A 21,113-nucleotide genomic window follows, 5' to 3' on the forward strand; every position below is an offset into this window, starting at 1 on the left:
GACCGGTAGCGGCAGGCTCCAGGGTCGCCCGGGGCGTGGAGGCAGCCCTTGCTGGGCCACGGCGCAGACGCTGTGGACCTGGTGGCGGGTGAGGCCGTTGAGCGGCAGCAGGTTTCGCCATCGGTGTGGCCGGGCATTGATGTCGGTGGTCTGTGATTGCATGGGTTTCATGGCACCGACGTGCACCGACACCAGGGCCGCACCCAGCGGCGGTGATGTGGTGGGTGGACTGCGTCGACGGGGCAAGTCGAAGGCGCCGAACTTCAGCTATGACGGTCCGGTGGCGGTGATCCGGCTCGAACTCGACGCCTCGGATGACCGGATGCGGCGGCGACTGGAGCGGCAGTGGGAAGCAGTGTTTCGGCTCCGTCGGGCACTGCAACGCGACGCCGCGGCGCAGTGTCGGGCGTATTGGGCCGCCCACCGTGAACGCGCGGCCGATCCGAAGGCACTGCGCCAGCGTTTGGGGTTGACCCGCAAGGGCATCGAAGCAGCGGCCAAAGGTCATATTGAGGCCAGTGGGTGGATGCGAAATCACCTCACCAAAGCCATCGGTCTGCACGTCGCCGATGAAGTGTGGGAAACGATCGACCGGCACCTGTTCGCTGACTCGTCGGGGCGTCGGCACGGTCGGCCGCATATCGGCGCGTGGTGGGATTTCACCCGCATCCCCGGTCGCGGGCGCTCCCACACGAAGGCGACGCAAACGTGGGAGACTTACCGTCTGGTCGGCACCCTCGACGGGCACCTGGCCGCCCATCGGCACCCATTGCTGCCCGCTGTGGTGCACACCGCGCATCAGGCTGCTGATCAGCCGTCAGGTACCTCGATTCTGGCGCCGCCGGCCCGGATACCGGCGCCGCTGCGGCCCGCAAGTAAGTCGTGGTGGCATCACGATGGCGCACTGGCGGTGGTGTTCACCGGGCTTGGCGCCGGTGATCTCGTGCTACCGGTGCGGCTGGCCCAGGGTGCGGGTCAGTGGCCACACTTGACCCATTTCCTGGCCGATCCGACCATCTGGCACAAGATCGATCTGGCGCGGGTGGCCGACCGCAAAGCCCCTGGAGGCTGGCGCTACTACGCCCACCTGCTGGTGCACCAGGCCGGCTATCAGTCGCCGTCGACCATCGCCCGCCGCGAACAAATTCCGGTCGGCCGGCGGGCCGGGGTGGATGCCAACGTGTCCAACATAGCGGTCGCCTCATTTCGTGATGGCCAGCCCGGCAGGCTGCTCGTCGAGCAGATCGAGTGCACGCCTGCCCAACAGAAGGCCGCCGAGCGGGCCGCCCGCAAGGCTAGGGCACGGCAGAAAGCGCTGGATCGCTCGCGGCGCAACACCAACGCCGCCCAGTACGGCCCCTCGGCGCGACAGCAGAAACGCGCCCAGCGCCGCGCCGCGAAAGGACTGCCCGCCCGCGAGGTTCCCAACCCGGGTGGGGCGCGGCATGCCCGCTGCGATGGAGTACCGCTGCGCGCGTACCGCCACGACGAACTCTCGCAGCGATATCGGCGCACCCGGTGCGATCACGCCGCCGAAATACGGCGCACCAGCCAGGCCAAGCAAGCCCGCGCCAACGCGCTCGCCGCCACGATCGTGGCCGCCCACGGCAACACGATCACGGTGGAGGATTGCCGCATCTCCACCTGGGCACGGTTGTGGGGCAAAAGAATCGCGTTGTTCAGCCCCGGCATGCTCGTCACTGCGCTGCAGCAGGAATGCTACGCCACCGGCGGCGGGTTTTACCGGGCCAGCACTCACGCCACCGCGATGTCTCAGCACTGCCTGTGCGGCGCAAACGTGCCGAAAACCCTTGCTCAGCGCACCCACGAGTGCCCACAGTGCGGGCTGCGCGGCGAGCGTGACATCGTGTCCGCCGCATTGGCGGCCTGCGTCAAGCTCGCCGACCCCAACGACCCGCGTACAGCGCGGGTCGATTACCGACTCGCCCACGCTCTGCGCGATGGGTTAGCCTCTCAGCAAGAGTGGGAGGGTTCAGTCAACCGGCACCAGCCACCAACACCATCCGGTGAGGGCTTGGCCAGGACCGGCAGCCACCACCGGGTGGCCTCTGCTGAACACGCGGCACCCGGCCTACCCCCGAACAGACCACGCCCCCAGCGTGGACGTCGCGGAACCAGCCGAAAACAACCAGCACCCAAACTGATTGGCGCCGCATGACCCATACGGGTCAACTCTTAGTACGTCCGGATACCGAACCCCGCGTCCAGCGGCCACGCCACACCGGTGATGAACTCGGCCTCCTCGGACACCAACCAGGCCACCGCGTTGGCGATCTGCTCGGGCTGCAACAACGCGATGGGCAGCGCGTTGCGCTGGGTGCCCAGCCACGGGTCGGCCTCCTGTGCCAATCCGATGGTGGTCTCGTTGATGATCATGTCGGTCGCCACACCCGACGGGTGGATGGTGTTCACCCGGATCGAATGCCGCGCAAGGTCACTGGCCCAGCCCTGCATCAGGGCCACCAACCCGCGCTTGGATGCCGCGTAGGCCTGCAGCCCGGGCCGGTCGGTACCGGAGGCTCGGATACCGGCTGTCGAACTCGCCAGCACGATCGCCCCGCCCCGCTCACCGGCGATCATCGTCGGGAGCGCAGCCTCGACGGTGTTCCACGCACCGGTCAGGTTCACATCGATGACGTCTTTGAAGACCTGCGCGCGGTTGTCCGACTCCGTCAGCCGGATGATGCCTGCATTCGCGATGACGATGTCGATGCGGCCGAACTCCGCGACGCCCGCGGCGACCACCCGGGCCACCGCGTCGGGATCGCGGACGTCGGCGTGGCGAGCGATGATCCGGCGTCCGTGTTCCTCGACGAGGTGCACCGTGGTCGCCAGGTCATCGGCGGTGGATCCCGGGTAATCGGTCGACTCGAAGGGCCCGCAGACATCCAGCGCGATGATGTCGGCCCCTTCCCCGGCGAGCTTCACGGCGTGCGCACGGCCCATGCCACGGGCCGCGCCGGTGATGAAAGCCACCTTGCCCGCGTGCCGGGCCACTAGGTGCCCTTCGGGAAGTCGACGTCCTTGGTGACGGCTTCCCACTCGTCGATGGACGCGGACAGCGCAGCGATCTTGTGCCGCACCGCCTTCAGCACATCGCGCCCGAGGAGCAGGCGCAGCGGCGGTTCCTCCAGCGTCGTCACCGTCAGCACCGCCTCGGCGACCTTGCGCGGGTCACCCGGCAGGTGGTCGGCGAACTCCTTGATCAGCGTCTTACGGGCCCCGACCCCCTCGTCGTAATCACCGATCGGAGTGCCGGATTCCTGCATGGAGCGCCGCGCCCAGTCGGTACGGAAGGCGCCGGGTTCGATGGCGGTCACCTTGATGCCCAGCGGTCCGACCTCCTGCGCCAGCGCCTCGGTGAGCGCCTCCAGGGCGAACTTGGTCGAGGAGTAGTAGGCGTTGGGCGGGTTGGCCACCAGACCGGTCATCGACGAGATGTTGACGATGTGGCCGGATTTGCGTGCCCGCATGGCCGGCAGCACCGCCTTGATGGTGTCCACCACTCCGAAGTAGTTGGTGTCGAACAGTTTCCGCACCTCGGCATCGTCACCCTCTTCGACCGCCGACATGTAGCCGTAGCCTGCATTGTTGACCAGGACGTCGACACCGCCGAATGCGTCGTCGGCCGCCGCGACCGCCGCGGCGATCTGAGCCTTGTCGGTGACATCCAGGGCGACGGCCACGGCGCGATCACCGAACGTGTCGACCAGGTCGGCGACTGCCTCCACGCGCCGTGCGGTGACGACCACGCGGTGCCCGGCCTCCAGTGCGGCGCGGGCGATCTCGCGCCCGATGCCGGTGGAGCATCCGGTGATCAGCCAGCGGGCCATCAGGCGGTCCCCTCGGGCAGACGGCGCAGGTATGCCGCGCGGCGGTCGGCGAGTTCGGTGGCCCGTTCCTGCGCGCTCACCCGGCGCAGCATCGGAACTTCGCGTTCGAGGTGGTCGAGTGTCACCACCCGCCCGCGCGCACCGAGGTCCTCTTTGGGTCCGTCCCCGCCGAATTCGGCCATCCGCAGCGTCAGGATGCCCTCGTTCAGGCCGTCGGAGTCGATCCAGTTGGCGACGCCGGGATCAGTCGGGGCGATGACGTAGGTGTAGGAACCGTCCTCGTTGGGCGTCGACTGCGCCTTGTTCAGGCTCCCCGTCCGGTCGGCGATGTCGAGCGTCGTCCCCCAGATGTTGCTCAGCGGAACGGTGAAGTACTCGGCGCCACCGTCGCCGACGTCGACGACGAACGCCTCACCCGGGTTGAGGTCGAAGCGACCCATGACGTACACCTGGTTGCGCATCGCGCCGACCTTGTCGGCCGACCAGGCCAGGTTGAAGTTGTTGGGCGGCATCTTGTAGACGCCATGGCTGAGCTTGCCGGTGAAGTTGGCGAAGTACGCCATCATGTCCGCAGTGGCGTCGGCCTGTTCGTCGCGCGTGCGGGCCGGCCGTGATGGTGGGCCGCCGAGCCGCTGCACCGAGAGGTGATTCGGGTCGTCGCGGTCCCAGTTCAACAGGACGTCACGGATGTAGAACTCGTGCGCCTCGGGGCTGGATTGCACGTGATTGGGCCGGCCGCCCGCAGGATCGGCGTCGACGGTGATGGTGAACGACCCGTCGGAGTCGACCTCCATGGTGCGGCCGTTGAGCACGGCGACAGTGCCCATGTTCGCGTCCCACAGCGTGAAGTAGTTCTCCGTCATCCGGTGCTGCCCGACGCGCCCGTGGATCTCGTAACGCTCCTCGCCCGAGATCGGGATCACCCGGTACACGCTGTCGGGATTGTCGATGCCCCAACGGGACCCGGGTATCGCGCGGCCCTGCACGGGGTGCGCGAGCCGGGTGATGCAGCTGACCTTCGGTCGCAGCTTGTCCTGGTTGGACGACCACACCGCCGCCGAGAACATCACTTCGGCGAACGCGTCATCGAATCGTGCCCGCATGGCCTCGGAGGCCTTGGCCCGCCCCAGCCAGGTCTCGGCGACGCTGCGACGGGCGGCCTGCACCGTCGGATGCTCAAGGAGGTCCAGCGCGGCGAGCTCCTGTTCGTGTTGGGCCGCCGTGGCCACCGGGTGCTCGAGCATTCAGTCTCCTCTGTTGCAGTGAACGGCTCCGCGGTAGCGCCCGTTGTAGGCCGTGAACCGCTCGTCGATCTCGGCGTCGCTGAGCCCGTAGGTGGCGGCCGTGTACGCCGGCCGCGCCGTCTCGCGGGGGCGTTCGGCCAACCAGCGGCGCATCGCACGCTCCGCACCGGCGGTCAGGGGTACACCGATCGCGTCGTACACCCGGGACACCTGTCCGATCGGGTCGGCCACCGCGGTGCCGAAGTCGATATCGGTGACCCGCACGTCCTCGTCGACCCAGCCGTCCCGGACCGCCATGGCGCGATCGTTGGTCCAGCCCATCCGGGCCAGCCACTGGGCTCCGACCCGCTCCGGATCGACGCGGTCGGCGTGCATGGCGTGCAATGTGGCGTTCAGGCTCGCACCCGAGGGGATCGTGTCGCGCGGATCTCGGTGCATGTGCACCAGATGCAGATCGGGGAACCGAGACCGCAGCGTGTCGAGATAGCCCAGGTGCGCAGGTGTCTTCAGCACCCACCGCCGTGCGGCGGTGCCCGAATCCGCCCGGCCGGCCTGGCGCTTCTGCCACTGCAGGAACTGCAGCATCCGGTACAGGTGGTCATAGGCGGGAGTGAAGTCCTGCCCGTCGATCCAGGACCGGTAGGTGGGCACCTGGGCGCCCGACTCCGGCACATGCGACAGGAAGGCATCCGACAGGAAGACGATCTCCTCTTCGGGCTCGCGGGCATACATGGGGTGGATCGCGAACAGTTCCGGTGCCATCTCCCGCGATTTCGCCTCGCGCGCCGCACTGATCAGGATGCGGGGATCCTCGGGCGCCGACCACCGGTAGTCCAGCTTCGGGGCGACCTCCACCACCTCCCAGCCGTAGGCGCAGTGAAAGCGCGGGTCGGCGGCCAGCAATCGTTGCAGCAGCGTTGTCCCGCTGCGCATCATCCCGACCACCACGATCGGAGCGAGGATCGTCTCGGAGAGAATCTCGGGATATCGCCGGATCCATTCCTGGGCACGCAATCGCATCCGCAGGCCGTGCACCAGCCCCGACCGCAGCAGGTGTTCACCGACCTGGTTGAGGTTCGCCTCGGCGTAACTGTCGGCCAGCACCGCGAGCGGCGCTTCGAACGCCGGCGGCCCCCAATCGTCCAGCCGTTCCTTGCCCCGGGCGGCCGCCATGAGGTCTGCCGCGTCGAACGGTGAATCTCGGGGCACGGCGGTCAGAACTTCAGGTGGTGGCTGACATCGCCGACCTGATCGATGAACATGATCCGGGTGTCGAACCACCAGTGACCGTCGACCCGGTGAAAGGTGTCGCGGTAATGGCCGGTCACGATGACCTGCAGCGGCAGGTCCGGTGTCGCCTGGGTGACCAGGTAATTGGACCGACTCCGCGCGGTTCCCGCCACCTCGTCGACCTCGATGCGCGCATTGCTGGTCAGATGCTTGGTTTTCGGGGTGCCGTCCTCGTACAGCCGGGTCGCCATGCCATACATCTGCCGCACGCGTTCGGTTCCGCTGAACACCGTCTCGGGCGGGCCGTCCTCCACTCCGCAGATCCGGCCGTGCGCGAAAAGTTCGGCGACACCATCCAGATCGCCGGCGTCGATGCGCTCGGCGTAGGTGTACAGCAGGTTCTCGATCTGGCGCGCGCTGGCAGACATGTCGGCAGCTGGCTCCTCATCGAACCGAAGTGGGCAGAGCTGACCGGAATTACGGTCTTTCGAGAACTAACCAGTCCGGCCGCGGGATGTCAACGGCCTCAGCTCACACCGCACCGGTGGCCGGTTGTCACACGCCAACCGGCCGATCCACGTGCCATAGCCGGCCGAAGGGCGCAGGTTCAGAGCCTCGCCGCCGCGGCGGCGATCCGTTCGTCGGTCGCCGTGAGCGCCACCCGCACGTGCTGGGCGCCGGCCGGGCCATAGAACTCGCCGGGCGCCACCAGGATTCCGCGCCGCGCCAGCCAGGCCAGGGTGTCGCGGCAGGGCTCGCCGCGGGTCGCCCACAGGTACAGCCCCGCCTCGGAGTGGTCGACGGTGAAACCTGCGCCGCGTAGTGCGGGCAGTAGCACCGCGCGCCGCTGGGCGTAACGCTCGCGTTGCACCGCGATGTGGTCGTCATCGTCCAGCGCAGCGACCATGGCCGCCTGAATGGGCCCGGGCACCATCATCCCGGCGTGCTTGCGCACCGCCAGCAGTTCGGCCACCACGGCGGGATCACCCGCCACGAAGCCGGCCCGGTAACCCGCCAGCGAGGACGTCTTGGACAACGAGTGAATGGCCAGCAGACCGGTGTGGTCGCCGTCGCACACCGACGGGTGCAGCACCGACAGCGGCTGGGCATCCCAGGCCAACCCGAGATAACACTCGTCGGAGGCGATCAGCACGCCACGCTCGCGGGCCCAGCCCACCACCTTGCGCAGGTGGTCGACACCGAGCACCTTGCCCGAGGGATTGCTCGGCGAGTTCAGGAACACCAGCGCCGGTGTCTGCGGGCCGATCTGGGTCAGCGAATCCGCGGCCAGCACCCGGGCTCCGGCCAACCGGGCGCCCACGTCATAGGTGGGGTACGCCGACTCCGGGATCACCACGGTGTCCTCGGAGCCCAGACCCAGCAGCGTCGGCAGCCAGGCGATGAGCTCCTTGGTGCCGATGACCGGCAGCACCGCCGCCGGAGCCACATCGGTGATACCGAATCGACGGTGCAGCGCAGCGCGGATCGATGCGCGCAGTTCGGGTGTGCCCGCGGTGGTCGGGTACCCCGGGGTGGCGCTCGCGTTCGCCAGCGCCGCGCGTATCACCGGGGCGACATCATCCACGGGGGTGCCGACCGACAGGTCGACGATGCCCTCGGGATGAGCGCGCGCGGTGGCAGTGACGTCTGCCAGGGTGTCCCAGGGGAACACCGGCAGTAACGCCGATTTAGGTGAGTTCACTCGCCCTTGGGTTCGAGATCCTTGATGGCCTGCGGATCGTTGTCGGTCTGGCCGACCTTCGACGCGCCGCCCGGGGAGCCGAGCTCGCTGAAGAAGTCCGCGTTGATCTGCGTGTAGTTGCTCCACTGATCGGGGACGTCATCTTCGTAGTAGATGGCCTCGACCGGGCACACCGGTTCGCATGCGCCGCAGTCGACGCATTCATCCGGGTGGATGTACAGCATGCGTGCACCCTCGTAGATGCAATCGACAGGGCATTCCTCAATGCATGCCTTGTCTTTCACGTCGACGCAGGGTTCGGCAATCGTGTACGTCACTGATGTCTCTCCTGTCCAGTGGGCTGCTGGTCGGGTTTTCAGTTCTGGGTCGGGAGTCGTGAGCGAGCGTCCCGCGGGCCAGTATGAATGGCCCGTAACTGGACGTCCGTCTCAGTGTGCCCTAACTTCGCGCGCCGCCCTCGACGGGTGGCGCGTTTGCTGATACTAGCCGTCGCAGATACAACCCGCCTAGTAGCCACGCGCTATGCACTCTGCTGCACTGCAACTTGTTGCATAGAACCATCGGTTCCGCATACGCTGCGGCCATGGCACTCCCGCACGCCATCCTGGTGTCACTGTGCGAACAGACGAGTTCGGGTTATGAGCTCGCGCGCCGCTTCGACCGGTCCATCGGCTATTTCTGGTCCGCCACGCATCAGCAGATCTACCGCACGTTGCGCGCCATGGAGGACGACGGCTGGGTGCGCGTTCGTGAGGTCGAACAGCACGGTCGCCCGGACAAGAAGGTGTACTCCGTGACACCGGCCGGGCGGACCGAACTCGCTCGCTGGATCGCCGAACCGCTCAAGAGCAGAGGCAGCGCCGCTCCTGGTCGCGGTGGGTCGCTGGCCGACAACCGCACCCGCGACCTGGCCGTCAAGATCCGGGCCGCCGGCTACGGCGATGCCGCCGCCATCCGGGTGCAGGCCCTTCAGTTGCGGACCGAACGAGCCGCGCTGCTGGACGCCTACCGCGGATTCGAGAAGGAGCAGTTCCCCAACCCCGCCGGCCTGGCCGGCTCCGAGCTGCATCAGTACCTGGTGCTGCGCGGCGGTATCCGCGCCGAAGAGGGCGCCATCGAGTGGCTTTCCGAAGTACTGGAGGTCCTGTGAGTTCTGGAAGCCCGGTAGGTCTTGGAGGCCTTGTGAACTACCCGAATTTGTTGTCCCCGTTGGATCTCGGTTTCACCACTCTGCGCAACCGGGTGATCATGGGCTCGGTGCACACCGGTCTGGAAGATCGCGCGCGCGATACCGACAAGCTGGCCGCCTACTTCGCCGAGCGCGCCCGCGGCGGCGTCGGCCTCATCATCACCGGCGGGTACGCCCCGAACCGGACCGGTTGGCTGCTGCCGTTCGCCGCCGAGATGCTCTCCGCGGCCGATGCGCGCCGGCATCGCCGGATCACCGCCGCCGTCCACGATGAGGGCGGCAAGATCGCGCTGCAGCTCCTGCACGCCGGACGCTATGCCTACCATCCGCTGTCGGTCAGCGCATCCTCGATCAAGGCGCCGATCAACCCGTTCCGGCCGCGCGCACTGCGTGATGTCGCGGGCACCATCGACGATTTCGTGCGTGCCGCGCTGTTGGCCCGATCCGCGGGATACGACGGCGTGGAGATCATGGGCAGCGAAGGGTATCTGATCAACCAGTTCCTGGCGCCGCGCACCAACAAGCGCACCGACGGCTGGGGTGGCACACCGCAGAAGCGGCGGCGCTTCCCCGTCGAGATCGTGCGACGGGTACGCGAGGCCGTCGGGGCGGATTTCATCATCGTCTACCGGATATCACTGGCCGACTATGTCGAGGACGGCCAGACCTGGGACGAAATCGTCTCTCTGGCACAAGAAATCGAGGCCGCCGGCGCCACCATTCTCAACACCGGCATCGGCTGGCACGAGGCCCGGGTGCCGACCATCGTCACCTCGGTGCCCAACAGCGCCTTCGTCGATATCAGCGGTGCACTCGCCGAACATGTCGACATCCCGGTGGTGGCCTCCAACCGGATCAACATGCCCGAGGCTGCCGAGCAGATCCTCACCGACACCGGCGTGCAGCTGATCTCGATGGCCCGGCCGCTGCTGAGCGACCCGGACTGGGTGCGCAAGGCGTCTGAGGACGCCGCCGATCAGATCAACACCTGCATCGCCTGCAACCAGGCCTGCCTGGACCATGCCTTCGTGCACAAGACGGTGTCGTGCCTGCTCAATCCACGCGCGGGACATGAGACCACCCTGGTGCTCGGCCCGACCCGGCACGCACGATCGGTGGCCGTCGTGGGCGCCGGCCCGGCCGGGCTGTCGGCCGCGGTGGCCGCCGCCCAGCGCGGGCACCATGTCACGCTCTTCGAGGCCGGCGCCACCATCGGTGGCCAATTCGACCTGGCCAGAAGGGTTCCCGGGAAAGAGGAATTCAACGAGACGGTCCGCTACTACACGCGCATGCTGGAGGTGAACCGCGTCGACGTACGCCTGGGCACCCGGGCCACGGTGGACGATCTCGCCGGCTACGACGATGTCGTGCTCGCCACCGGTGTGACACCACGCATGCCGGCCATCCCCGGTATCGACCATCCGAAGGTGCTGTCCTACGCCGAGGTACTTTCCGGTGCCGCCGTGGGCGATTCGGTGGCGGTCATCGGTGCGGGCGGTATCGGGTTCGATGTCAGCGAGTTCCTGGTCACCGGCCAGTCCCCCACGCTGAACCGCAAGGAATGGCAGGCCGAATGGGGTGCGCTGGACCCCCAGGACGCGCCGACGGTCCGCGGTGCACTGACGACGCCGATCCCACTGCCTCCGGCCCGCGAGGTGTTCCTGCTGCAGCGGACCAAGGGCGCCCAGGGCCGCGGGCTCGGCAAGACCTCCGGCTGGGTGCATCGGGCGTCACTGAAAGCCAAAGGTGTGCAGCAACTCTCCGGGGTGAACTACGAGCGCATCGATGACGACGGCCTGCACATCAGCTTCGGATCCGACCGGACCGGGGCGCGCCTGCTGGCCGTCGACAATGTTGTCATCTGCGCGGGCCAGGAGTCGGTGCGCGGGCTCGATGACGAGTTGCGGGCGCGCGGGATCACCGCGCACGTCATTGGCGGGGCGGCCGTGGCGGCCGAGCTCGATGCCAAGCGCGCGATCCGCCAGGGCACCGAGCTGGCCGCCACGCTGTAGATCAGGCCTGCTTGAGCGCCTCGATCTCCAGGGTGATGGTGACCTTGTCGCCGACCACGGCGCCTCCGGTCTCCAGCGGCATGTCGATGTCGATGCCGAAGTCCTTGCGGTTCAACACCACCGAGGCTTCAAACCCGGCAACTTCGCCATGGCCCATGCCGGGATTGACGCCGTGGAACTCCAGCTTCAGCGACACCGGCTTGGTGACACCCTTGAGGGTGAACTCACCGTCGAGCACGTAGTCGTCACCGTCTGCGCGCACCGCGGTGGACACGAAGGACGCGGTCGGGAACTGCTCGGCGTCGAAGAAGTCGGCGGCCTTCAGGTGGGCGTCGCGCTGCTCGTTGCGGGTGTTGACCGAGTTGATGTCGATGGTGGCGGTCACCGATGGGGTGCCGTCCTCGGCCACCGTGATAGCGCCGTCGAAACTGTCGAACGTGCCGCGGACCTTGCTCACCACCAGGTGGCGGACCGAGAAGTTGACCGAGGAATGCACTGGGTCCAGCGCCCAGGTGCCTGCGGTCAGGTCGGTGGCTACTGCTGCGGTCATGACATCTCCTTGTTCAGCGGGCGCGGCCTTCCCGACACCCTCACCAGGAGTAAACGGACTATGGTCCGATTTCATTCCGCAATGACGCCCCACTTGGCTTCCGCCCCCGAGTGGCCGATCAGCACCACACCGACGATCGAGGACACCCCGACGAGCACGGCGAGAACCGCCGCGACCACCGGGAGCGCTCTGCCCGGTTTCTCGGTCCGCGACTCCATCAGGTGCTGGACAACCTGCAGGATCGCCACGACGAGCAGTCCGACCGCGAAGTAGATCATCCATTCGCCGCGCTCCTGATGCAGCTCAAGGATCGGACGGTGCTCGCTTTCCCGGTCGTACAGCCACTGCCCGGCCGAGGCTGTGATCGGCGTGAGCACCGCGACCGCACACGCCAGCGCCAGCACCAGCCACACCAGCCGTCGGCGCGCGGCCGCCCAGAACGCACACAGGATCAGCAGCAGCGCCGTCAACGGCGCCAGCGCCACGACGCCGTGCACCAACAGGGCATGGGCAGGAACTCCTGCAATGGTGTTCATGACACTCCCGGGCTCGGCGACAACCCAAGATACCGATTGCGGCAGAGATGCGAAAGGTAATAGGGCACAACGAATTTCGCGCCCGTCGAGTTAGGGCAGCCTACACTCTTCCGTGCACACCGGCGAACCCGACGAGCCCTGGGTCATTCCGCCCGGGACAGGGTACGCAGCTGCCGGCGCGACGTGACGCTCCAGCACCTGGTCGTCCCACATCTCGTGGGCGGCGGATTCCTGCGCGATCGGGATCGGCCAGTACAGCCATCCGCCCGGATTCTGTTGCGCTGCGGCATTCCACAGTTCCAGCGCCGCACGCAGATCGCCGGCTGGTCGACATGGCCGACCAGCTCAGGCGGCCAGCGGCGTGTAGGTGGTGGTGCGCTGCCGGGCCGGACGGCCGATGCCCTCGGCGATCGCCGTCAATTCCTCGACCGACTTAGATGACCCGTTTTCCGAGCCCGCCATCCGCGAGATGGTCTCCTCCATCAGCGTTCCGCCCAGATCGTTGGCACCACCGTTGAGCATCACCCGGGTGCGCTCGATACCCAGCTTCACCCAGCTGGTCTGGATGTGGGAGATCCTGCCGTGCAGCATGATCCGGGCCAGCGCATGCACCGCGCGGTTGTCCCGGTGGGTCGGGCCCGGGCGTGCGCCACCGGCCAGGTACAGCGGGCTGGACTGGTGCACGAACGGCAGCGGCACGAACTCGGTGAATCCGCCGGTGCGGTCCTGGATACCGCGCAGCACGTTGATGTGCCCCACCCAGTGCTTGGGGGTGTCGACATGTCCGTACATCATCGTCGACGACGATCGCAGCCCGACCTCGTGGGCGGTGCTGATCACGTCGATCCACTCCGAGGTGGGCAACTTGCCCTTGGTCAGCACCCAGCGCACCTCGTCATCGAGGATCTCCGCCGCGGTGCCCGGGATCGAGCCCAGCCCGGCCTCGCGCAGGCTGGTCAGCCACTCCCGCAATGACAATCCGCTGCGGGTGACGCCGTTGGAGATCTCCATCGGGGAAAACGCGTGCACATGCATCGAGGGCACCCGGGCCTTCACCGCGCGCACCAGGTCGGCGTAGCCGGTGACCGGCAGCTCGGGATCGATCCCGCCCTGCATGCAGACCTCGGTGGCGCCGACGACATGGGCCTGCCAGGCCCGCTCGGCGACCTCTTCGGTGGACAGGGAGAACGCGTCGGCGTCACCCTTGCGCTGTGCGAATGCGCAGAACCGGCAGCCGGTGTAGCAGATGTTGGTGAAGTTGATGTTGCGGTTCACCACGTAGGTGACGTCCTCGCCGACGGCGTCGCGGCGCAGCGAGTCGGCCAGTGCGGCAACGGCATCCAGCGCAGGACCGTCGGCAGTGGCCAGCGCCAGGTACTCGTCGTCGCTGCACCCGCCGGGATTGCGTTCGGCCGCGCGCAAGGCGGCCAGCACATCGGTGTCGATCCGCTCGGGGGCACGGGCCGCAAGCTCGGACACCTTCTCCCGGATGGACTCCCAGTCACCGAACGCGCTGTCGAGATCGCTGCGGGTCTCGGTGAGCCGGCCCTCGGAATCGATCGCCTCATGCAGATCGGTCCGGCCCAGGGACTCGGATGCCTCGTCGGGCTCCTGCCACGGCCGGCCCTGCGGATTGACGTCCAGCGCCAATCCGGTGTCGGGGTCGGCCAGCGCATCGACATGCCCGCGGACCCGGGGATCGATCCAGGCCGCACCGGCCTGGACGTACTGCGGTTGCGCGGTGAGCCGCTGCACCAGGTCGTATCCCGCGTCCGCGGTCACCGCGGCCAGGTCGTCGAGGTTCGGCCACGGCCGCTCCGGGTTGACATGGTCGGGGGTCAGCGGCGACACGCCACCCCAGTCGTCCACACCGGCACCGATCAGCGCCAGGCATTCCTCGCGTGACACCAGATTCGGCGGCGCCTGGATGCGCATCTTGGACCCCAGCACCAGCCGGGTCACCGCGATGGTGGCCAGGAAATCCTCGATCCCGGCGTCGGGCACCGCCGCCATCGCGGTGTGATCCTTGGCCCGGAAGTTCTGCACGATGACTTCCTGGACATGACCGAACGCCTTGTGTGACTTGCGGATCGCATGCATGGTCTCGGCGCGCTCGGCCAGCGTCTCACCGATACCGACCAGCAGGCCGGTGGTGAACGGGACCGACAGCCGGCCCGCGTCGTCCAGCGTGCGCAGCCGAACTTCGGGATCCTTGTCCGGGCTGCCGTAGTGGGCCAGGCCTTTGGTCTCGAACAGTCGCCGCGATGTCGTCTCCAACATCATGCCCATCGAAGGCGCAACTGGTTTCAGCCGCGACAGCTCGGTCCAGCTCATGACGCCGGGGTTGAGGTGCGGCAGTAGCCCGGTCTCCTCGAGCACCCGGATGGCCATCGCGCGGACGTAATCGAGGGTGGAATCGTAACCGCGTTCATCGAGCCACTGCTTGGCTTCCGGCCAGCGTGCCTCGGGACGATCACCGAGGGTGAAAAGCGCTTCCTTGCAGCCCAGCTCGGCGCCCTGGCGGGCCACCTTCGAGGATCTCGTCGGGCTCCATGAACATGCCCTTGCCCTCGGCGCGCAGCTTGCCGGGCACCGTCACGAACGTGCAGTAATGGCAGGTGTCCCGGCACAGGTGGGTCACCGGGATGAAAACCTTGCGTGAGTAGCTGACCGGCAGCCTGCCGGTGGCGCCGCGGCGGCCGGCGGATTCCAGACCGGCGTCACGCACCCTTGCCGCGCTGGCGCACAGGTCGGCCAGATCCTCGCCGCGCGCGGTCATCGCAAGTGCGGCCTCGTCCACGTTCAGGGCGACGCCGTCGCGGGCGCGGCGCAGTACGCGCCGCAGTGCGGACGGGTTGGACTTCGGCGGGACCACCGGGCTGGGCAGATCGGAGCCGTGCTGGGGGTTCAGAGCCACTCCCGTGTAACCCCGGCGTGGACGCGGATCATCCGCGCGTCTCACTATCTGAAACAGATGCACGTGGCATAGGGGTCACGATAGCTGCCGACGGTCCGCGGTGGCGCGAGCCGTCCTCAGAATGCCTTTGCGAGCGTTGACCCTGGCGTAAGTTCATGCTCGTCGGGACTGAGCGAAACGGAGCGATCATGCGGTTCAGCGTGCGTCCATATCTGATGGCGGGAGTCGGGATCGTCGCCGCGGGCACCATCGCCATCCCGCAATCGGTGGCACCTCCGGGCCACGCACCGCGGCACGAGCACGTGGCGCTGGCCGCCCAGACCCAGCCGGTGAACCCGCTGCTGAAGCAGCCGCCCCCCGAGTACGCGACCGCGCAGGCCGCGACGGCACTGCTGCCCGCGGCCTCCTTCAACTCCGCCGAGGCGATGACCGAAACGCTGGACGTGGCGTCGGCACAGGTGAGCGCGCTGGCACTGCCCGGCCTGGAGAGCGCGATCATCACCGCCTACGACGTGATCATGCCGTGGGTGGACTGGGGTGTGAACCTCGGCATCTACGCCACCCAGTGGATCCCCGTCGTCAACTGGTTCACCCCGCAGATCAGCATCTTCTACTACTCGTTGATCCGCCCGATCATCACCAGCGCCGTCTTCAACACCGCCTTCTGGGTCGGTGGCACCATCAGCTTCGGGCAGGGACTGACGAACTTCTTCAACGACACCGTCAACGCCGGCATCGGCTTCGTCAACGCCGAGATCGACTGGCTGCTGAGCTTCCTGCCGCCGTTCCCCCCGTTCCCGCCGTTCTTCTCCTCGTTCGCCGCCCAGTCGACGATGGAGGTGATGGGGGCGCGCACCGCGGTACAGGTCCCGGCCGGTGTCGGCACCGCGCTCGCCGATGAGGTCACCGACGAAGAAGCATCGACCCCTCCGGCCGAGGACACCGAGCAGACCTCACCGCAGACCGGGTCCGAGACCCCTGCTGTCGAGCCGCCGGCCGAGGAACCCGTAGAGACCCCGATCGACACCGCACCCGAGGACGCCGAGCCTCAGCAGCCCGTCGAGACGCCGGCCGCCGACGTCGACCCGAAGGACGAAGAAGACGTCAAGGACGAGGACGCCGGACAGGACCTCGAGCAGGACGTGGACGTCGAAGACAAGACCGGCGTCGAGGACAAGGCCGATGTCGACGCCGAGGCCGGGATCGAGAAGCCGGATACCGGGACCGACGACCTCAAGCCCGATCCGGAAGCCGACAGCGACCCGGACGACAAGCCCGAGACAAAACCCGACACCAAGCCCAGCGCCAAGAAAGAGCCGCGATCTGTGCGAGATCGGTAGCGGTGACGTGCGTTACCGATCGCGCACTGTTCGCGCGGACCGCAGCACCGCGGCGGCGGGCAGCGCCCCCACCGCGATGAGCAGCAGTACCGCGTAGGCCATCACGCCGACGCCGCCGAACACCAGATCACTGCCCGGGCCGCCGAAGGTCAGCGCCAGCACCGTGATCAACCAGGTCCACAACGGCAGCGCGGCGACCCGCGTCGAGGTGGTCCAGTGCAACGCCGCCCACACCAGGGCGGCGTTCACCGCACCGCTGATCAGCATGCTGATGGGAAAGGGAACCGCACCGAGCCGGAGCGGGAGCAGAAAGGCCGCCGCCAGAGCGGACAGCACGCCATCGACGGCGAGCACGGACAGAACGACAGGCGACAGCCAGGCCGCTCCGTCGGGGTGTTCCGCTGTCAGGTCGGGATGCTGTCGAGCAGCGCGACCAGGGAGCCGATCACCCACTGAAGGTTGTCGGCGCGGTCCTGTTGATGCTGCAGGTTGGGATCCAAATCCGGGTCCATGTCGCAGACCTTACCGCCTCCGCGCCCCGCTATCGCAGATTCAGCCCAGCCAACAGGTCGGTCTCGATACCGTCGCCGCCTCTTTCCCCGGCGGCCAGCACGTAGTGCTCGACACCCCACAGCGGCAGCGCGATCTTGTTGGACAGCGCCATCGACCGGCCGTCGGGCGCCACCGTGACCTGAGTGGCGTGTGCTCTCAGCGCGGCGGCCTTCGCCGGCAACTGCGCCGACGCGTCGATGACCGCGTCGACACGGTCATCGGGGAACGCGAACGAGAAGTCCTCGGCCTTGATCACCACCCAGTCCGGTGGGGGGTCGCCGATATTGCGGAAACCGTCGACGAACCCGGACGCCGCCATCACCGTCCAGTAGAACTTGGGCACCGGCCAGGGCAGCTCCGTGCAGGCGGCCACCGCAGCGGTGCTGAGCTCATGGACCCGGATGTGGTCGGGATGGCCGTACCCGCCGTTGGGGTCGTAGCCGACCACCACGTGCGGCCGGAACTCCTGGATGACGGTCACCAGTTCGGCGACGGGCTCATCCAGTGGCGCGTCCACGAAACGCTGGCGGTGCCGGGCCGGTGTCCCGGGCATCCCGGAGTCTCGCCAGCGTCCGGCCCCGCCCAGATAGTGCGGTTCCCCAGCGCCGAGCGCGGACAGCGCCGCGGTGAGCTCGGTGACCCGGTACCCGCCGAGCTGATCGGCCGCATCGACCGCCAGGCCCGCCCAGCGCTCGCCGATCACCTCGCCTTCCTCGCCCATGGTGCAGGTGACCACCCGCACCTCGGCGCCCTGAGCGGCATAGTGCGCGATGGTCGCGCCGGTGGTCAGCGATTCGTCGTCGGGATGAGCATGGACAAAAAGTAGCCGCGGTGTCTCCACTCCCCTAGGTTTACCGTGTGTCGCCAGCGGACGCGAGAAACGGGCGTCGAGCACTGGAATTCGGCTGCGCCGTCATCGCGATAGGTCTGCTCGCCGGGGTCGCCGGTATCGCGACGACACTGCTGCTGCACGGCATCGAGCACCTGACCTATCACTACAGTTTCGGCAGTCTGCTGGACGGCGTCGATGACAGCGGCCACATCCGTCGCGCCCTCGGCCCGATGGTCGGTGGCGCGGTGGCCGGTCTGGGCTGGTGGCTGTTGCGCAGGCGCGCGGCCGTCCCGAAACTGTCGGCCACCATCGCCGCACACCGACCGCTGCCCCGGGTGTCGATGGCGATCGACGCCGGTCTGCAGGTCCTCGTCGTCGGTGCCGGCGCATCGCTGGGTCGCGAGGGCGCACCGCGACAGCTGGCCGCGGTCTTCGGCGATGCGGCGATATCGCGGTGGGCACTGACGGCACGCGATCGGGAGATCCTGCTGTCCTGCGCGGCCGGCGCCGGGCTCGGCGCGGTGTACGGCGTGCCGCTGGGCGGCGCCCTGTTCAGCATCAGCATCCTGCTGCACAGCTGGCATCCGCGGGTCGTCGGCACCGCCCTGATCACCTCGAGTCTCGGTGTCGCGGTGGCCTCTCCGGTCACCCATCTGGAGCACTCGTTGCGCTGGCCCGACGCGAGCCTGTCCTATCTGTTCGTCGGACTCGCGGTGGTCATCGCGCCACTGGCGGTCGGCGTCGGCATCGCGTTCAACCGGATCACCGCGACGAGCAAGGCCCCGTCCGCCTCCTGGGTGCTGATCCCCGGGATCGCCGCCGCCGGACTACTCACCGGGATCTGCTCCATCTGGTGGCCGGAGCTGCCCGGCAACGGCCACAGCATCCTGGTGGTCAGCGTCGACAGCGACCTGACCATCACCGCCGCGCTGGCGATCCTGGCGCTCAAGCCGGTACTGACCGCACTGTTCCTGCGGGCCGGCGCGGTGGGCGGGCTGCTCACCCCGGCGCTGGCGACCGGCGCCGCGGCGGGATCGGTTGCCGCGCTGGCGCTCAACGGGTTCACCGACCTGCACGTCAACGTCGCTGCGGTCGCACTCACCTGTGCCGCGGGGGTTCTCGCGATCACCCAGCGCGCTCCGGCGTTCGCGGCGCTGTTCGTCTGGGAACTCGCGCATCCCCCGGTGTGGCTACTCGCGGTGTTCGCGATCGCGGCCTATGCCGCCCATGAGATCTGGCGCAGAACCGTCAGGGCTGCTTGACCCAGGCCCCGGCATCACCGACGATCCCGATCGGTACCGCACCGGTCAGGCTGACCCCGGACACCCGCGGGGCGGCCGCAACGATCGTGGTGTCCTGCAGGATCGGCAGCACCGTGGACAGATCCCACAACCGGGGCTCGACGACGTCGATCACCTTGTCGATCTCCTCGGTGCCGCGCAGCGCCGCATCGATTCTCGGTTGGATGCTGCGATCACAGATTCCGGTGAGGTTACTGGGTGCCTGCACCAATTCCCCGGTGCTCTCCGGGGATTCGGGGGCGTCGGTGCCCGTGGTGGTCGGAGTCGACGCCGGCGGCGCGGACGTGGCGGTGCTCGACGTCCGCGGCAGCGGGGTGGTGGGGGTGACGCTGGGCGCGGGTGTCACGGTGGACACCGGGGTTGCCTCCAACGCGGGACAGCCGTAGCGCGATGCCAGCGAGGTCGCGAGATCGCCTCCGGCACTGTGCCATCCGACGACCGCGTCGATGGAGTTGTCGATCATGGCCTCGCCGTACAGGGTCACCGGATCCAGCGCGGACACCGAGGCGGTGATGCCGACATTGCGCAGCTGGTCGGCGGCGGTGTTGGCCACCGCGATCGACGTCGGATCGTTGGCGGCCACCCCGAGGACGATTTTCAGCGGCTCACCGTCTTTGATGATCTGGCCGCGCGCCTCGTCCGGCCCGGGGGTTCCTGGTGTCGTCGTCTGCGGTGTCTCCACCGGCTGCACCTGGTAGCCGGCAGCGGCGAGCAGACCGAGCGCCGCCTCCGAGGAGATGGCCGGCGGTGCGGTCGGCACGTAACCGGGGTCCGACGGCGAGCGCACCTGCGCCTGCGCCAGGGTCACCGTGTTGTCGGATCCGGCGCCGACGGCGGCCAGCAGATCGACGTCGAGCAGACCGAACAGCGCCTTGCGGACCCGCAGATCGGTCAGGGCCGGCTGCTGGGCGCGCAGCGTCAATTGCATGACGCGCGGCCCGACGATGCGGTCGGTACGCACGTCCGGGATGGCCGACAGTTGCGCGAAGGCCGCCTGGCCGCCGTGCACCTGAGCCACCTGGGTGTCCCCGTTGCGGATCGAATCAGCCAGCGCGGCAGGCGATCCCGCCCGACGGAAGAGGATCTGATCCGGTTTCGCCGGCTCACCCCAGTAGCGGTCGTTGCGGGCGAGCAGGATCTCGTCGCGCTGCGGGTCGATGTTGTCCACCCGGAACTGACCGCCGGTCACCGGCAGCGCCCGGGCCAGCCCGGCGCCGAAGCCGCCGGGTACGTCCTTGACGATATGCGCGGGCAGGATGTCGTTGAACAGTTCCCGCCACGCCGGGTAGGGCTGGGAGAAGGTGACGACCGCGGTCTTACCGCCCTCCACCGACTGCACCCCGGTGATGAGGTCATAGCCGGCGGGGTCGACCACCCCGGGGTGACTGACCATCTGGCGCCACAGGTACCAGTAGTCGTCGGCGCCGATCGGCGCGTTGTCGGTCCATGCCGCCTCCGGCCGGATCTTGTAGGTGACGGTGAACGGGTTCTCGTCGGTCACCTCCGCCGATACCAGCAGGGTGGGGTCCATCTCCCACCGCGACCCGGTCAGCGTCGCCGCATCGGAGATCGGGCGGAACGAACTCGGCAGCACCAGAGATGAGATCGCGGCGTTCACCGAGGACTGATCGGACAGCAGATGCGGATTGAACCCGGCACCGATCGCGTCGATGGCCATGATGATCTGCATGGCCTTGGCCGGCGCGGGCGGCGTCGTCGACACCGTCTCGGTGCTCTGCGGCGCGGGCGGCGGGCTGACCGTGCAACCGGCCAGCACCAGCGCCGACAGCGCTGCCACGGGCACGAAGAAGCGGTGTCGGGCTGACGGCACGAGATTCAGGGTATCGGGCCGGC

At 68.1% G+C, this 21,113-nt stretch carries 17 protein-coding genes and 1 pseudogene; 5 read left to right on the top strand and 13 right to left on the bottom strand.

The window, feature by feature from the left end; genetic code table 11:
* The first annotated feature begins 169 nt into the window (after nucleotides 1–169).
* Nucleotides 170–2,179, top strand: coding sequence for a transposase (locus C6A86_RS21310; RefSeq protein WP_105365288.1), 2,010 nt, complete (start codon nucleotides 170–172; stop codon nucleotides 2,177–2,179).
* A 17-nt stretch (nucleotides 2,180–2,196) separates the two neighbouring features.
* Here C6A86_RS21310 and C6A86_RS21315 read toward each other — a convergent pair whose 3' ends face one another.
* The 7 genes from C6A86_RS21315 to fdxA form a co-directional block, all read right to left on the bottom strand.
* Entirely contained in the window at nucleotides 2,197–2,967 is a 771-nt protein-coding gene (locus C6A86_RS21315) for a mycofactocin-coupled SDR family oxidoreductase (protein ID WP_233213167.1), read from the bottom strand.
* Between the two features lie 50 nt (nucleotides 2,968–3,017).
* The gene (locus C6A86_RS21320) at nucleotides 3,018–3,854 is read right to left on the bottom strand and encodes an oxidoreductase (protein WP_105365263.1); all 837 of its coding nucleotides are present in this window, start codon (nucleotides 3,852–3,854) and stop codon (nucleotides 3,018–3,020) included.
* The gene (locus C6A86_RS21325) at nucleotides 3,854–5,098 is read right to left on the bottom strand and encodes a DUF1214 domain-containing protein (protein ID WP_105365264.1); all 1,245 of its coding nucleotides are present in this window, start codon (nucleotides 5,096–5,098) and stop codon (nucleotides 3,854–3,856) included. Before C6A86_RS21325 ends, C6A86_RS21320 begins: the two co-directional genes overlap by 1 nt.
* Nucleotides 5,099–6,271 carry a sulfotransferase family protein gene (locus C6A86_RS21330; protein ID WP_396834039.1) on the bottom strand — a complete coding sequence of 391 codons (1,173 nt, stop codon included), beginning with the start codon at nucleotides 6,269–6,271 and terminating at the stop codon, nucleotides 5,099–5,101.
* 41 nt (nucleotides 6,272–6,312) lie between these two features.
* Nucleotides 6,313–6,756: a nuclear transport factor 2 family protein gene (locus C6A86_RS21335; RefSeq protein ID WP_105365266.1), complete on the bottom strand. Its 444-nt coding sequence runs from the start codon at nucleotides 6,754–6,756 to the stop codon at nucleotides 6,313–6,315.
* A gap of 179 nt (nucleotides 6,757–6,935) precedes the next feature.
* Entirely contained in the window at nucleotides 6,936–8,030 is a 1,095-nt protein-coding gene (gene dapC / locus C6A86_RS21340; RefSeq protein WP_105365267.1) for a succinyldiaminopimelate transaminase, read from the bottom strand.
* Nucleotides 8,027–8,347 (bottom strand): ferredoxin, encoded by a 321-nt coding sequence (gene fdxA, locus C6A86_RS21345; RefSeq protein ID WP_057165788.1) that lies wholly within the window; start codon nucleotides 8,345–8,347, stop codon nucleotides 8,027–8,029. Before fdxA ends, dapC begins: the two co-directional genes overlap by 4 nt.
* A 266-nt stretch (nucleotides 8,348–8,613) precedes the next feature.
* On the opposite strand from fdxA, the gene C6A86_RS21350 reads away from it, so the two are divergent.
* Nucleotides 8,614–9,180, top strand: coding sequence for a PadR family transcriptional regulator (locus C6A86_RS21350; RefSeq protein WP_105365268.1), 567 nt, complete (start codon nucleotides 8,614–8,616; stop codon nucleotides 9,178–9,180).
* 32 nt (nucleotides 9,181–9,212) lie between these two features.
* Nucleotides 9,213–11,231 carry an NADPH-dependent 2,4-dienoyl-CoA reductase gene (locus C6A86_RS21355; protein WP_105365269.1) on the top strand — a complete coding sequence of 673 codons (2,019 nt, stop codon included), beginning with the start codon at nucleotides 9,213–9,215 and terminating at the stop codon, nucleotides 11,229–11,231.
* A gap of 1 nt (nucleotide 11,232) precedes the next feature.
* Here C6A86_RS21355 and C6A86_RS21360 read toward each other — a convergent pair whose 3' ends face one another.
* The 3 genes and pseudogenes from C6A86_RS21360 to C6A86_RS21370 all read right to left on the bottom strand — a co-directional run bounded on the left by C6A86_RS21360 (nucleotide 11,233) and on the right by C6A86_RS21370 (nucleotide 15,234).
* Complete coding sequence (locus tag C6A86_RS21360; protein ID WP_105365270.1) at nucleotides 11,233–11,781, bottom strand: YceI family protein; 549 nt, start codon at nucleotides 11,779–11,781, stop codon at nucleotides 11,233–11,235.
* A gap of 71 nt (nucleotides 11,782–11,852) precedes the next feature.
* Nucleotides 11,853–12,317, bottom strand: coding sequence for a DUF2231 domain-containing protein (locus C6A86_RS21365; protein ID WP_105365271.1), 465 nt, complete (start codon nucleotides 12,315–12,317; stop codon nucleotides 11,853–11,855).
* Between the two features lie 345 nt (nucleotides 12,318–12,662).
* Nucleotides 12,663–15,234: pseudogene (locus C6A86_RS21370) on the bottom strand (bifunctional FO biosynthesis protein CofGH).
* A gap of 188 nt (nucleotides 15,235–15,422) precedes the next feature.
* On the opposite strand from C6A86_RS21370, the gene C6A86_RS21375 reads away from it, so the two are divergent.
* The gene (locus tag C6A86_RS21375) at nucleotides 15,423–16,574 is read left to right on the top strand and encodes a hypothetical protein (protein WP_142407055.1); all 1,152 of its coding nucleotides are present in this window, start codon (nucleotides 15,423–15,425) and stop codon (nucleotides 16,572–16,574) included.
* Between the two features lie 12 nt (nucleotides 16,575–16,586).
* Here C6A86_RS21375 and C6A86_RS21380 read toward each other — a convergent pair whose 3' ends face one another.
* Together C6A86_RS21380 and mshB are read right to left on the bottom strand one after the other, a co-directional pair.
* Nucleotides 16,587–17,027: a hypothetical protein gene (locus C6A86_RS21380; RefSeq protein WP_105365274.1), complete on the bottom strand. Its 441-nt coding sequence runs from the start codon at nucleotides 17,025–17,027 to the stop codon at nucleotides 16,587–16,589.
* A gap of 88 nt (nucleotides 17,028–17,115) precedes the next feature.
* On the bottom strand, nucleotides 17,116–17,967 hold the full coding sequence (mshB, locus tag C6A86_RS21385) for an N-acetyl-1-D-myo-inositol-2-amino-2-deoxy-alpha-D-glucopyranoside deacetylase (RefSeq protein ID WP_105365275.1): 852 nt from the start codon (nucleotides 17,965–17,967) through the stop codon (nucleotides 17,116–17,118).
* A 17-nt stretch (nucleotides 17,968–17,984) separates the two neighbouring features.
* Between mshB and C6A86_RS21390 the strand changes: the two genes are divergently transcribed.
* Nucleotides 17,985–19,220, top strand: coding sequence for a chloride channel protein (locus tag C6A86_RS21390; RefSeq protein WP_105365276.1), 1,236 nt, complete (start codon nucleotides 17,985–17,987; stop codon nucleotides 19,218–19,220).
* Here C6A86_RS21390 and C6A86_RS21395 read toward each other — a convergent pair.
* A complete protein-coding gene (locus C6A86_RS21395) occupies nucleotides 19,207–21,099 on the bottom strand; it encodes an ABC transporter substrate-binding protein (RefSeq protein WP_105365289.1) in 1,893 nt (630 codons plus the stop codon). The two genes, C6A86_RS21390 and C6A86_RS21395, sit on opposite strands and share 14 nt — an antisense overlap.
* Between the last annotated feature and the right edge of the window lie 14 nt (nucleotides 21,100–21,113).

The sequence above is a fragment of the Mycobacterium sp. ITM-2016-00316 genome (assembly GCF_002968335.2).
Lineage (GTDB): Bacteria > Actinomycetota > Actinomycetes > Mycobacteriales > Mycobacteriaceae > Mycobacterium.